10 protein-coding genes, 6 tRNA genes and 1 rRNA gene are annotated in these 13,823 nt (G+C 34.7%); 13 read left to right on the top strand and 4 right to left on the bottom strand.

Features of this window, described 5'->3' with window-relative positions:
• The 11 genes from rrf to glmM form a co-directional block, all read left to right on the top strand.
• A 5S ribosomal RNA gene (gene rrf / locus CD155_RS06490) occupies positions 1–91 on the top strand; the annotation flags it as partial.
• An 11-nt stretch (positions 92–102) separates the two neighbouring features.
• Positions 103–177 (top strand) — tRNA-Asn (locus CD155_RS06485).
• A 1-nt stretch (position 178) separates the two neighbouring features.
• Positions 179–253, top strand: a tRNA-Glu gene (locus tag CD155_RS06480).
• Between the two features lie 4 nt (positions 254–257).
• Positions 258–333: transfer RNA gene (locus CD155_RS06475), tRNA-Val, on the top strand.
• A 20-nt stretch (positions 334–353) separates the two neighbouring features.
• Positions 354–437, top strand: a tRNA-Tyr gene (locus CD155_RS06470).
• 7 nt (positions 438–444) lie between these two features.
• Positions 445–519: transfer RNA gene (locus CD155_RS06465), tRNA-Gln, on the top strand.
• 3 nt (positions 520–522) lie between these two features.
• A tRNA-Lys gene (locus tag CD155_RS06460) sits at positions 523–595 on the top strand.
• A gap of 130 nt (positions 596–725) precedes the next feature.
• Positions 726–1,634 (top strand): arginase, encoded by a 909-nt coding sequence (gene rocF, locus CD155_RS06455; protein ID WP_070829980.1) that lies wholly within the window; start codon positions 726–728, stop codon positions 1,632–1,634.
• A 131-nt stretch (positions 1,635–1,765) separates the two neighbouring features.
• Positions 1,766–2,572, top strand: a complete 807-nt coding sequence (gene cdaA, locus CD155_RS06450) for a diadenylate cyclase CdaA (RefSeq protein ID WP_002445639.1) — start codon at positions 1,766–1,768, stop codon at positions 2,570–2,572.
• Position 2,573: 1 nt separating this feature from the next.
• Entirely contained in the window at positions 2,574–3,506 is a 933-nt protein-coding gene (locus tag CD155_RS06445) for a CdaR family protein (RefSeq protein WP_070829981.1), read from the top strand.
• Positions 3,507–3,534: 28 nt separating this feature from the next.
• Positions 3,535–4,890, top strand: coding sequence for a phosphoglucosamine mutase (glmM, locus tag CD155_RS06440; protein ID WP_002445637.1), 1,356 nt, complete (start codon positions 3,535–3,537; stop codon positions 4,888–4,890).
• Between the two features lie 125 nt (positions 4,891–5,015).
• On the opposite strand, the gene CD155_RS06435 is transcribed toward glmM, so the two are convergent.
• The 4 genes from CD155_RS06435 to CD155_RS06420 are packed head-to-tail and all read right to left on the bottom strand — an operon-like array spanning position 5,016 to position 10,186.
• Complete coding sequence (locus CD155_RS06435) at positions 5,016–6,119, bottom strand: mannitol-1-phosphate 5-dehydrogenase (RefSeq protein WP_103212842.1); 1,104 nt, start codon at positions 6,117–6,119, stop codon at positions 5,016–5,018.
• Complete coding sequence (locus CD155_RS06430; protein ID WP_002445634.1) at positions 6,119–6,553, bottom strand: PTS mannitol transporter subunit IIA; 435 nt, start codon at positions 6,551–6,553, stop codon at positions 6,119–6,121. Before CD155_RS06430 ends, CD155_RS06435 begins: the two co-directional genes overlap by 1 nt.
• Positions 6,554–6,565: 12 nt before the next feature.
• Complete coding sequence (locus CD155_RS06425) at positions 6,566–8,593, bottom strand: BglG family transcription antiterminator (RefSeq protein ID WP_103212841.1); 2,028 nt, start codon at positions 8,591–8,593, stop codon at positions 6,566–6,568.
• Positions 8,594–8,623: 30 nt separating this feature from the next.
• Entirely contained in the window at positions 8,624–10,186 is a 1,563-nt protein-coding gene (locus CD155_RS06420) for a PTS mannitol transporter subunit IIBC (protein WP_002445632.1), read from the bottom strand.
• 668 nt (positions 10,187–10,854) lie between these two features.
• Here CD155_RS06420 and glmS point away from each other — a divergent pair.
• A complete protein-coding gene (glmS, locus tag CD155_RS06415) occupies positions 10,855–12,660 on the top strand; it encodes a glutamine--fructose-6-phosphate transaminase (isomerizing) (protein WP_103212840.1) in 1,806 nt (601 codons plus the stop codon).
• Positions 12,661–12,910: 250 nt separating this feature from the next.
• The gene (locus CD155_RS06410; protein WP_103212839.1) at positions 12,911–13,768 is read left to right on the top strand and encodes an HAD family hydrolase; all 858 of its coding nucleotides are present in this window, start codon (positions 12,911–12,913) and stop codon (positions 13,766–13,768) included.
• Positions 13,769–13,823: the final 55 nt, after the last annotated feature.

The following is a 13,823-nucleotide window of genomic DNA, read 5'->3' as shown; positions in this document are numbered from 1 at the left end:
ACACCTGTTCCCATGCCGAACACAGAAGTTAAGCTCCTTAGCGCCGATGGTAGTCGGGCTTACGTCCCGCTAGAGTAGGACGTTGCCAGGCAATCACATTAATCCGCAGTAGCTCAGTGGTAGAGCTATCGGCTGTTAACCGATCGGTCGTAGGTTCGAATCCTACCTGCGGAGCCATGGCTCCTTGGTCAAGCGGTTAAGACACCGCCCTTTCACGGCGGTAACACGGGTTCGAGTCCCGTAGGAGTCACCATGTTGGAGAATTAGCTCAGCTGGGAGAGCATCTGCCTTACAAGCAGAGGGTCGGCGGTTCGAACCCGTCATTCTCCACCATTTAATTGAATAAATAAGTCGGAGGGGTAGCGAAGTGGCTAAACGCGGCGGACTGTAAATCCGCTCCTTCGGGTTCGGCAGTTCGAATCTGCCCCCCTCCACCATTATTAATGGGCTATAGCCAAGCGGTAAGGCAACGGACTTTGACTCCGTCACGCGCTGGTTCGAATCCAGCTAGCCCAGCCATTAGAGCCATTAGCTCAGTTGGTAGAGCATCTGACTTTTAATCAGAGGGTCAGAGGTTCGAATCCTCTATGGCTCACTCTTTAAAGCACCTTCATTATTGGAGGTGCTTTTTTTATTGTTAAATTTACAACTTCAAGTCGTTAAACCTTGAAAATTGCAAGCGTATACATTAATCTGAATCTATGTCAATGAAAGGAGAATATATCATGAATCAACGTATTGAAATAATTGGAGCACCTTCCACATTTGGTCAGAAAAAATTAGGTGTCAATTTAGGACCAGATGCAATTCGTTATGCTGGATTATTAGCGCGTCTTAAAAGAATGGGACATGATGTTATAGATAAAGGAAATATTGAAGTTCCAAATCTAGATGTTGAAAAGTTTCATTCTAATCAGGAAGGTTTAAGAAATTACAACGAAATCATAACTGTTTCTGAAAATCTTAGCAAAGCTGTATCTGAAACAGTTAAAAACGGAAACTTTCCACTAACATTAGGTGGAGATCATTCAATTGCTGTTGGTTCTATTTCAGGTATCAGTCAATACTACAATAATCTAGGTGTTATTTGGTATGACGCACATGGTGATTTAAATGTACCTGAAGAATCTCCTTCTGGTAATGTACATGGGATGCCTTTACGTATTTTAGCTGGTGATGGTCCAGAGGAATTAGTTCATTTAAATGGGTTCACTCCTAAAGTCAAACCTGAAAATATCGTATTAATTGGTATGAGAGATCTAGATAAAGGTGAGAGGGAATACATAAAAGATCAAAATATTAAAACATTCACTATGGCTGACATAGACCGTTTCGGAATACAAGAAGTCATTGAAAGATCTCTGGAATACTTGAAATCAAGAAATATTGATGGTTTGCATTTTTCTCTAGATGTTGATGCGCTAGATCCTACTGAAACACCAGGAACGGGTACTAGAGTATTAGGAGGATTGAGTTATAGAGAAAGTCACTTTGCCTTAGAATTATTAAGTGAATCAAAACTTGTGACGTCAATGGATTTAGTTGAGGTTAATCCGCTTATTGATCATTTAAATAGTACTGCTGAACAAGCGGTAGCATTATTAGGAACATTCTTTGGCGAAACATTATTATAGAAAGTAGATTAAAGCTTACATGATTTATAATTATGTAAGTTTTTTTCTATTTTAGTTATTGTTCATATGACACTATAAACAATGATTGGTATAATATTTAATATGGAAAAATATTACCCGGAGGAGATGTTATGGATTTTTCCAACTTTTTTCAAAATCTAAGTACATTAAAAATTATTACAAGTGTACTTGATTTACTGATCGTTTGGTACGTACTTTATCTTCTCATTACTGTATTTAAGGGAACTAAAGCGATTCAATTACTTAAAGGTATCGTAGTAATTGTTATCGGCCAACAAGTCAGTAAAATGCTTAATTTAACAGCAACCTCCAAATTGTTCGATATCGTTATTCAATGGGGAGTACTCGCATTAATAGTTATTTTCCAACCTGAAATTAGACGAGCATTGGAGCAATTAGGTAGAGGTAGCTTCTTAAAACGTTATACCAATACTTATAGTCGAGATGAAGAAAAATTAATTCAGGCTGTTTCTAAAGCCGTTCAATATATGGCCAAAAGGCGTATAGGTGCACTTATCGTTTTCGAAAAGGAAACAGGGCTTCAAGACTACATAGAAACTGGTATTCCTATGAATTCAGATATTTCTCAAGAATTATTGACTAATGTTTTTATTCCGAATACACCTTTACACGATGGTGCAATGATTATTCAAGGAACTAAAATTGCAGTCGCAGCAAGTTATTTACCTTTATCAGATAGTGTTAAAATTTCAAAAAGTTTGGGAACAAGACACAGAGCAGCAGTAGGGATTTCAGAAGTTTCTGATGCTTTTACAGTTGTTGTTTCAGAAGAAACAGGTGATGTATCGGTAACTTTTGATGGTAAATTACGTAGAGATATATCTAATGAAGTTTTTGAAGAATTACTTGCTGAACACTGGTTCGGTGCACACTTTCAAAAGAAAGGTGTGAATTAGTATGTTAGAAAGTAAGTGGGGATTAAGATTTGTAGCCTTAATTCTAGCCGTATTTTTCTTTTTATCAGTAAATAATGTATTTGGAAATGTATTTAATACTGATGATATATCCCAGAAATCTACTAAAACGATTCAAGATGTACCTGTAGATGTTATTTACAATAATAAAGATTTGCATGTTACAAAAGCACCTGATAGTGTAGATGTTAATTTATCGGGTCCTCAATCAAAGTTAATAAAAATTGAAAACCCTGAGGACCTCAAAGTTACAGTTGATTTATCAGATAAAAAAGCAGGAAGCTATCATAAAAAATATCAGGTTAAAGGTATAGGTAATGATGTTAGTTATAGTGTGAAACCTAAAACAGCAAACGTTAACTTAGAGAAAAAAGTAACGAAAGAAATGCATGTACAACCTGATGTTAGCCAAAGTGATATCGATGATAATTATAAAGTCAGTAAGCAAAAGATTTCTCCTGAAACTGTCAAAGTTACTGGAGGGGAACAACAACTTAAGAAAATTGCTTATTTAAAAGCTACTTTTAAAAATTCTAGTAAAATCACTAAAGATACAAATGATGTAGCAGAAGTTAATGCTTTTGATAAGGAATTGAATAAGCTTAATGTTTCAATTAATCCAAATGAGGTTAATTTAAAAGTCTCAGTCGCTCCTTTTAGTAAAAAGGTAAAAGTACATACTAAAACGACTGGGAAGTTAGATAATGATAAAGAATTAGACAATGTTAAATTGAATGATAAAGAAGTTCAAATTTATGGTAGTAGAGATGATTTACAAAGCATCAATGAAATAACTGCTGAAGTTGATTTGGATGGCATTTCAGACTCAACTGAGAAAACAGTGAAATTTGATTTACCTAAGAATGTTACGAAAGTAGATCCTAAAGAAACGAAAGCTTATATTAATGTTAAATAATTGATAGATACAAAAGGAGAGTTTAAGAATGGGAAAATATTTTGGTACTGATGGCGTTCGAGGAATTGCCAACCAAGAGCTTACTCCAGAGTTAGCATTTAAGTTGGGAAGATATGGTGGCTATGTTTTAGCACATAATAAAGGAGAGAAACATCCTAAAGTCCTTGTAGGTAGAGATACACGTGTTTCTGGTGAAATGCTTGAATCTGCTTTAATTGCGGGCCTTATCTCAATAGGAGCTGAAGTCATGCGTTTGGGTATTATTTCTACACCTGGTGTGGCTTATCTCACTAAAGAAATGGAAGCAGCTTTAGGTGTGATGATTTCTGCTTCTCATAATCCTGTAGCTGATAATGGTATTAAATTCTTTGGTTCAGATGGTTTCAAATTATCTGATGATCAAGAAAACGAAATTGAAACTCTACTTGACCAAGATAATCCTGAATTACCTCGTCCTGTAGGTGAAGATATAGTACATTATTCTGATTATTTTGAAGGTGCTCAAAAATATCTAAGTTACTTAAAATCAACAGTTGATGTTAACTTTGAAGGGCTAAAAATTGCATTAGACGGTGCTAATGGATCAACGTCATCACTTGCACCATTTTTATTTGGCGATTTAGAAGCTGATACAGAAACAATTGGCTGTAGTCCAGATGGATATAATATTAATGAGCAATGTGGTTCTACACATCCTGAGAAATTAGCTGAAAAGGTTCTAGAAACAGAAAGTGACTTTGGTTTAGCATTTGATGGCGATGGCGATAGAATCATTGCTGTTGATGAAAAGGGTCAAATCGTCGATGGGGATCAAATCATGTTCATCATTGGTCAAGAGATGCATAAAAATCATGAATTAAATAACGATATGATTGTTTCAACAGTTATGAGTAATCTTGGTTTTTATAAAGCCTTGGAAAATGAAGGTATTCAATCCAATAAAACAAAAGTTGGAGATCGCTATGTTGTAGAAGAAATGAGAAGAGGTAACTACAATCTTGGTGGTGAACAATCTGGTCATATTGTTTTAATGGATTATAATACAACTGGTGATGGTTTATTAACAGGTGTACAATTAGCTTCTGTTATTAAAATGAGTGGAAAATCACTAAGTGAATTAGCAGCTCAAATGAAGAAATATCCACAATCTCTCATTAATGTTAGAGTAACGGATAAATATCGCGTTGAAGAAAATATCCATGTTCAAGAAGTTATGACAAAAGTTGAAACAGCAATGAATGGTGAAGGAAGAATTTTAGTTCGTCCTTCCGGTACAGAACCATTAGTAAGAGTCATGGTGGAGGCAGCTACAGATGAAGATGCCCAACGTTATGCTCAAGAAATCGCTGATGTCGTTAAAGAAAAAATGGGTTTAGATGAATAAAAGTTACAGATAAACTTTAAATCAAACATTACAAAACACCTCCGAAAGGTATTTCGATACATCTTTCGGAGGTGTTTATTATGGATGAAGTAGAGTATAAATTGTATGTTTTTAAACTCACATTTTTATAAAGCTTCTAAGGCTTTAACAATTTCATCAGCAAGTTGATCATCAACTTTGGCGTAAGCTTTTAAGAATGCTTTAGCACCGTGTTCTTTAATATAAGTATTCTTCTCAACTGTCTCTTGATCAGCTTTATCATCATAAGCGAGAAGTAGTGCTGCTGTATTAACTAAGCCGTCGCGTTCTAATCCTTTTTCATATAGGTATGTTAAAGGTTTAATAATACGATCTTTAGGGCCAATTTTACGTATCGTTCCTCGACCTACACGTGTCACTTCATCTGATAAATTTGGATTTTTAAAACGTTCGATAATTTTTTCTACATACTGTGCTTGTTCACTTTCAGAGAAATCAAATTGGTCTGTGATATATTGACTTGTTTCACTTAAAACTTGACGCAATCCAGCATTAATTTGATCATCTTCAACAGCATCTAAAACCGTAGCTTTATCACCATAATATCCTGCATATGCTAAATATGCGTGTCCAGTATTAACAGTTAATAATTTTCTTTCAATGTAAGGTGTTAAGTCATCTACGTATTTGATGTGGTTTAATTCTTCTCCATACCATGCATCTTTTTCGATGACCCATTCGAAGAAAGGTTCTACCATAACATCTAATATATTGTCGTTCTTTTGTAATGGTACGATTCTGTCTACAGCTGAATTAGCGAAGTGAATGTTATCACTTAATGGGCCTGTAATGTCTAAAATCGCTTTTTTCAAAGTATCTGTCGCCATAATTGCATTTTCACAAGCTACAATGTTCACGTGATTGTTCTTTTCTTTTAAATAAGGTGCAAATGATTTAGCGATAATAGGTAAAATGTTGACGCCGACAGCTGTTGTAATTAAATCTGCTTCAAGAATCGCTTCTTTAAGTTCATCAGAAGGTTGGGCTGAATTAATTGCATCAACATTATTTACACGTGTCGTCGTTTTGGATTCATCAGCTAGGATAACATCGTATTGATGCTCTTTATCTAAAGCATTAATGATTTCCTCATTTACATCTGCGAAAGTCACTTTTACATTATTATCCGCTAAAATATATCCGATAAATCCCCGGCCGATATTTCCGGCTCCAAAATGGACTGCTTTCATTATGCGTCAGCCTCCTCGAAAACTTGTTTAATTTCTTCTGCTGATTTCGCGTTCACAATTCTATCGACATTTTCTTCTTCACTAAAAGTGATTGCAATTTTGGATAGTAAATCTAAATGTTCGCCATCTTTACCTGCAATTCCAACAACCACTTTAACTTCTTCGCCATTCCAATCTACGCCTTCAGGAATTTGTAATAAGCTTAATCCTGAACGAATTACGTTACCTTTTGCTTCTTCTGTACCATGAGGGATTGCTAAGCCATTACCCATAAACGTAGATACTACATCTTCACGGTCTTTCATAGCTTGAATATAGTTCTGTGTCACTGCACCGCTGTCTACAAGTGCTTGACCTGCTTTTTCAATTGCATCGTTTTGACTTGATGCAGATACATTTAAAAAGATATTTTCGTTACTAAATAATTCACTCATTTTTATACACTCCTATAATAATTGACTTTTAATATGATTTAATAAATTTCTTTTTAGTATAGTTTTAAATTCCTGTGGTTTTTGCATATATTCATCAATATCCTCTAAATGTGAACTTAGCTCCTCAGATAGGGTGCTAACAAATCGAGCTATTTTTTGATTATCAGGAATAAATATACTAATCATATAGTGAATTGAGCTTTCATCATTTTGATTGTGTTGAAATTGAATTGGCTTTTCCAAAATAGTAATGAGTATCATAGGTTTCTTAAACATATCATCTCTTAAATGTGGAATTGCCACTGGATACGGATTAAGTACCCAATTAGGATTCTGTTCATATTTCAATTGCAACAAATCAGCGAATGATTGATTCCGCTCAATAACATTTTCATTGAGTAAATAGTCTTCTAAATATTGTTTCCAATTATCTACTAATTTATAATCTATTTTCACTGAATCTAACACTTCTAAACCTAAACGCATGTCTTCAATAATAGTATCGGGATTAACGAAGGAATGTGTGTCAGTATCTTCAGAAGTATGCGTTTCATTCGATTTTGTACTTAAGAAGGAAGCAACATAAGCGACTTCATGCTCAGGTAATAATGGGTTTACAACGAGAAACGGTACGTCGATATCTAAATTAACAGTTGAAATAATTCCATCGTAAGCAGTTAAATCTAAAACATTTAAATCACTCACAGAAGCTTGAGTAATTCTTTCAATTTCATTAAAAGCTTGTTCTAAACGGGTTGATAACAAACGACTTGTGCCTATACCACTACTACATACTACCAAAATGTTTAAGAAGCGATTGCCTTGATTCTTAATCGAACCACCAAAGTGAAGTACAATAAAGGCGATTTCGCTTTCAGGGAAGATTAAGTCTGGCCAAACCATGTGCAAGGCTTTATGAATATTTTCAAAAAGTCGAGGATATTTAAATTTAATCATTTCAGTTAAAGGATTATACGTTTCGATGTTTGATCTTAAACGATTAATTGCAGGATTAATATGCAGACTCAATCCCTCAACTAAATTGTCTTCATCATCAAAATGTTGTCCTGAAATGTGTTCTACCGTTTTTACAAATTGAATAATCTTAGAATCATTACTTTCATCTTCTGAAGAGGCGTCTTTCGATATCTTTCGCTTTGCCCCACGCAAGTGAATCGTAATGAATGTGATTTCAGCTTGATTGAATGTGATATCATACATCTCTTCAAGTCGTTGAGCGATTTCGGTTGCAACTTTATGTTCAAGCGTATGTTTAACTGTTTCATAAATATCTTCATTAAGAGAAACATATTCGCCATTTTTCATGCGAGTGATACTTAAGACAATATGCACTGTTAGTGTTAAATAACTAGATTCAGTTAATGAATAGGGGAGTTCACCCAAATAATCCATGAGTATACGTTCGATCTTAAATATTCTGTCTAAATCTACTAAAGATTGTTGAGAATGATTTAATGACTGATATACGAAATGATTTTCAATCACTGAGTAGACGCTTGTACTATTCAAGTTATTTACCATGAGTTGGCTTAAGAACTCTCTTTTCTTTGATTCTGGACCGTTAAGATAAACACCTTCGCCACGCTTTCTAGATAGAGAAAGTTGATAAGAAGATAATTCAATTTCTAAATCATCTAATAATTTGGTTAACGTTTGAATAGAAACGCCTATTTCATGTGCCAAACTAAATTGTTTGATTGCGTGTTTGGACTGAATTAATGCATATAAGATGATAACTTTCTGCTCTTCAACTGATAAATCTAAAGTTTGTTGCTTTTTAACTTCTTCTTTTAAACCTTTAATATTAGCTTCTGTTCCTGCTAAGCGAATACCTTTTTTATTCGCACGTTCTAATTCAATAGAAAATGAATTGAGATATTTCTCGACATGTTTTAATTCTCTGTGAATTGTACGAGAGGACACCGCTAGTTGTTGAGCGATGTCGTATATAGTGACATACTGACCGTGATACTTGATTAATATATCAACAATATCTTTTTCACGTGTACTCAATAACATGGCGGTGTCCTCCATTTTCATATATTTAAATTAGTCTTCTTTTTTTAAATTATTTAAAAGTTCTTCATATCTAGGTGAATTTAAGAAATTATCTACTGAAATATGAATGGCATTAGGTACTTGTTTGATGGCACGGTCTGTCAATGTCTTTTGAGTAATAACAAGTTGTGCATCGTTAGGTAATTGGTTAATAGCTGTATTAGTAACATTTACATCTGTAATGCCAGCTTTCTTAAATTTATTACGTAACATACTTGCACCCATTGCACTTGAACCCATACCCGCATCGCATGCGAATATAACATGATTCACACCACTGTAGTCATGGGCATCTACATCCTCAGTATTATAGTTATCTAATAACTGTTCTGAGTCGTCTTCGCTTTCACTTGAGCTTGCTTGACTAGCTGTAGCGGCTGTTGCTCCTGTAGCACCAGCAGTTTGTTTAGATGTTTCAGTGCTTTCTTTGTCTGAAGCGGTTAATTTAGAAGACACATTCGATTTTTTACCTTTAGTAGCTTCCATTTGAGCAGTTGCAGCTTCTAAATCTTGTTTAGGTTCTTTCGTAAATTTCATGATTAATGCTGCGACTACAAATGATACGAGCGTTGCAAGAAATACACCAAGTAACATGTGTAAGAATTCGCCTTTAGGTGCGTTTAAACAATACACAATAAATGATCCTGGTGATGCTGGACTTCTAAAACCGAATCCAGTAGCTTGGTATGTTGCAACACCAGTCATACCACCTAAGATAACAGCTAAGAATAGTAAAGGACGCATTAATACATATGGGAAGTAAATTTCATGAATCCCACCTAAGAAGTGGATAATACCTGCACCATATGACGTTGCTTTTGCAGTTCCTTTTCCGAAAATCATATACGCTAATAAAATACCTAAACCTGGTCCAGGGTTTGATTCAATCGTGAATAAAATAGATTGACCTGCGTGCGCTGCTTGGTCAGAACCAAGTGGTGTAAATACACCGTGGTTAATAGCGTTATTTAAGAATAATATTTTAGCGGGTTCAACAATAATACTTACGATTGGTAGCATATGAAGGTGAACTAAGAATTCAACTGCAACTGATAGAATATGCATGATGAATTTCATAATTGGCGCTAAAATTTCAAAGCCAAGTATTGTCATGATGAAACCTAAAATACCAGCTGAGAAGTTATTAAACAACATTTCAAAACCTTGTGGCGTTCTAGGTTGAACAAATTGGTCGACTTTTTTCATTAACCAACCTACGAGAGGTCCCATAATCATAGCACCAAGTAACATTGGCGTATCTGGTAATGCTACTATGACCCCCATCGTCGCTGTAGCTGCAATAATACCACCACGTAAACCGTGGATTAAACGTCCACCACTAAATGCAATAAGTAGTGGAATTAAATACGTAATCATTGGCCCTGCTAATTGAGCTAAGTCTTTATTAGGGAACCAACCATTTTTTATAAAGATTGCGGCGATAAAGCCCCATGCAATAAATGCACCAATATTTGGCATAATCATACTACTTAAGAATGATCCAAATGCTTGAACTTTTCGACCTAATCCTTTTTTCTCTTGAGTTTGTGACATCTCTACACCTCTTTTTAATTAGTATGTGTCTAAATTTAGTTTAAAGCCTTGGGTTACATTCACTCAATATAAACAAAATTTAAGTTTGTCATGTCATTTGTGACATATTAAATCTAACTATTGAAGATATTTAAAAGATGAATTAGTTTTTGTTTTAATTTCATTTCAATGGTTAAAAGAATAACTTTTTTTAAATTGTTTCGAGAAACATTGTGAAATCATTTGCAAAATAAAACAACGACAGTGTACAATAATGATTAATGGAAAGGAGGAAAGAAAGGTAATAAATAATTATAGCGCCTGTGCAAAATGACTAAGTGATCATCGACGATTAAAAGTTAATTAGGAGAACTTTTATAGAGGATGATTTAGCTTTTGTAGACGAGGAGGATAGTGATCGAATAGATCGGCGGATGCTATCCCGGATGTGGCTCATTCGTTAGCTTATTAAGTAAAACACCAGGGTAACTTGGTGGACAAAGTTAATAAGATCGCCAAATATAATAAATACTTAGGGGAGCGTAGAGTAGCGTGTTTAAATTTGAATATCACACGCTTATTTCTTGATGTATTCAACATGACATCGTATATGATAGAAGATTATCAATCTAAATTAAGATAATGAATCATATTGCTCACGTTATCCCTCATTTTGGAGGAAATAAATTATGTGTGGAATTGTTGGTTACATTGGTTACGATAATGCCAAGGAATTACTATTAAAAGGTTTAGAAAAATTAGAATATCGTGGTTACGATTCAGCTGGTATTGCTGTAGTCAATGATCAAGGTACGAAAGTATTTAAAGAAAAAGGTAGAATTGCTGAATTACGTAAAGTTGCAAATAGTAGCGAAGAAGACGGAACAGTAGGTATTGGTCACACACGTTGGGCAACACATGGCGTACCTAACTATGAGAATTCTCACCCTCATCAATCTACTTCAGGTCGATTCACACTCGTACATAATGGTGTAATCGAAAATTATGAAGAGTTAAAAGCTGAATACTTATCAGATGTAACATTTTTATCTGAAACAGACACGGAAGTCATCGTTCAACTTATCGAGCGCTTTTCAAATGAAGGACTTTCAACAGAAGAAGCATTTACTAAAGTAGTGAAATTATTACATGGTTCATACGCTTTAGGCTTATTAGATGAAGAAGATAAAGACACTATTTATGTAGCTAAGAATAAATCACCATTGTTAATTGGTGTCGGTGAAGGTTTCAACGTTATTGCTTCAGATGCTTTAGCGATGTTACAAGCAACAAATCAATATAAAGAAATTCATGACCATGAAATTGTTATTGTTAAACGTGATGATGTCATCATTAAAGATATTAATGGTCAAGTACAAGATCGTGAATCTTACACTGCTGAAATCGATGCTTCAGATGCTGAAAAGGGTGTATACGATCACTACATGTTAAAAGAAATTCATGAGCAACCTGCAGTAATGCGTCGAATCATTCAAGAATATCAAGATGAAGAAGGTAACTTGAAAATTGATCAAGACATCATTAAAGATGTTGCCGATGCTGACAGAATCTATATTATTGCAGCAGGTACAAGCTATCATGCTGGTTTGGTTGGTAAAGAATTCCTAGAAAAGTGGGCTGGCGTGCCAACTGAAGTACATGTAGCATCAGAATTTGTGTACAATATGCCTTTATTATCTGAAAAGCCTTTATTCATCTATATTTCACAATCAGGTGAAACAGCAGATAGTCGTGCCGTATTAGTTGAAACTAAAAAATTAGGTCATAAATCATTAACAATTACAAATGTTGCTGGCTCAACATTATCTCGTGAAGCGGACCATACATTATTACTACATGCAGGTCCTGAAATTGCGGTTGCATCAACAAAGGCTTATACAGCACAAATTGCAGTTTTATCAATTCTTTCACAAATCGTTGCTAAAAATCACGGACGTGAAGCGGATATTGACTTATTAAGAGAATTAGCTAAAGTCACAACTGCTATCGAAACAGTTGTTGATGATGCACCTATTATGGAAGAAATTGCTACTGATTTCTTAGAAACAACACGCAATGCGTTCTTTATCGGACGTACAATTGACTATAATGTAAGTCAAGAGGGTGCGCTTAAACTTAAAGAGATTTCATACATTCAAGCTGAAGGCTTTGCCGGTGGTGAATTGAAGCACGGTACAATCGCACTTATTGAAGAGGGTACACCAGTCATCGGATTGGCCACTCAAGAGAACGTTAACTTATCTATTCGAGGAAATATTAAAGAGGTAGTCACACGTGGTGCACATCCATGTATTATTTCTATGGAAGGCTTAGATAAAGATGGAGATACGTATGTTATCCCTCACGTTCATGAATTATTGACACCATTAGTTTCTGTAGTAACAATGCAATTAATCTCTTATTATGCGGCGTTACACAGAGATTTAGACGTAGACAAACCACGTAACCTAGCTAAATCAGTTACAGTTGAGTAAGCGTAGCTATCGCTATAGTAAATGCCGACAAAGAGTATTCTTTGTCGGTATTTTTTGTTTGAGTCTTATAATAGAACTTTTGAAAATATAAAAAATCATCTTACAATATTTCTATCTTAAAGTGATGAAGAACAATTTTTACTCCTGTGGTTGAAATAAATAGGTATTTTCTAAAAACTAAGTCGTTGCACTTTATCTTAAACAGTGCCACAATTTATTCAAGTAGAAATTGTAACGAGTGGAGGAACATATGAAAAACGTTAAAGCAATATTCTTAGACATGGATGGAACAATCCTACATGAAAACAACAAAGCATCTAACTATACTAAAGAGGTCATCGACGAATTACGAGATAAAGGGTATAAAGTCTTTTTAGCGACTGGACGTTCGTATTCAGAAATTCATCAATTAGTACCTGAGGGATTTAAAGTTGATGGAATTATTAGTTCTAATGGTACGACAGGTGAAATTGACAATCGTAATTTATTTAAACATAGCATGTCTTTAGAACAAGTTAAAAATATAGTTGAATTAGCTGAGCAACAAAATATTTATTATGAAGTATTTCCTTTTGGGGCACAGCGTATTGTTCTTAAGAGGGATGAACAGTGGATGCGTGAAATGATTTCTAGTGAGACACCACCGAATCATGTAAGTCAAAGTGAGTGGTCATCTAGACGAGATGCCATGAGAGATAAGATAGATTGGCGCGACAAATTGCCTAATTTAGATTATTCTAAGATTTACTTATTCAATCCTAATTTAGATAAAATAACTATATTTAGAGACGAATTGATTCAAAATAAAGTGAAACTAAGTATTAGTGTATCTAATTCATCTCGTTATAATGCAGAAACAATGGCTTATAATACAGATAAAGGCACTGGCATTAAAGAAATGATAGAGCACTTTGGGATTAAACAAGAAGAAACGCTAGTCATCGGCGATAGTGATAATGATCGAGCTATGTTTGAATTCGGTCATTATACAGTGGCTATGAAAAATGCAAGACAAGAAATTAAAGACATCACAGATGATGTCACTGCAGAAACAAACGAGGAAGATGGCGCAGCCAAATATTTAAAAACGCATTTATTAGATAAATAATTGAAACTTATATTATTTCAAGATATATGAAAAGCTCGCAGGTAACCATAATTGG

Origin of the sequence: Staphylococcus caprae (genome assembly GCF_002902725.1) — a bacterium.
Lineage (GTDB): Bacteria > Bacillota > Bacilli > Staphylococcales > Staphylococcaceae > Staphylococcus > Staphylococcus caprae.
Note: the sequence above shows the minus strand (reverse complement) of the source record. Positions and strands in the feature narration are given on the sequence as shown.

Excerpts from the sequence above, each read along its gene's own strand:
- rocF (WP_070829980.1), top strand. The coding sequence starts at position 726 with ATGAATCAACGTATTGAAATAATTGGAGCACCTTCCACATTTGGTCAG.
- cdaA (WP_002445639.1), top strand. The coding sequence starts at position 1,766 with ATGGATTTTTCCAACTTTTTTCAAAATCTAAGTACATTAAAAATTATT.
- CD155_RS06445 (WP_070829981.1), top strand. The coding sequence starts at position 2,574 with ATGTTAGAAAGTAAGTGGGGATTAAGATTTGTAGCCTTAATTCTAGCC.
- glmM (WP_002445637.1), top strand. The coding sequence starts at position 3,535 with ATGGGAAAATATTTTGGTACTGATGGCGTTCGAGGAATTGCCAACCAA.
- CD155_RS06435 (WP_103212842.1), bottom strand. The coding sequence starts at position 6,119 with ATGAAAGCAGTCCATTTTGGAGCCGGAAATATCGGCCGGGGATTTATC.
- CD155_RS06430 (WP_002445634.1), bottom strand. The coding sequence starts at position 6,553 with ATGAGTGAATTATTTAGTAACGAAAATATCTTTTTAAATGTATCTGCA.
- CD155_RS06425 (WP_103212841.1), bottom strand. The coding sequence starts at position 8,593 with ATGTTATTGAGTACACGTGAAAAAGATATTGTTGATATATTAATCAAG.
- CD155_RS06420 (WP_002445632.1), bottom strand. The coding sequence starts at position 10,186 with ATGTCACAAACTCAAGAGAAAAAAGGATTAGGTCGAAAAGTTCAAGCA.
- glmS (WP_103212840.1), top strand. The coding sequence starts at position 10,855 with ATGTGTGGAATTGTTGGTTACATTGGTTACGATAATGCCAAGGAATTA.
- CD155_RS06410 (WP_103212839.1), top strand. The coding sequence starts at position 12,911 with ATGAAAAACGTTAAAGCAATATTCTTAGACATGGATGGAACAATCCTA.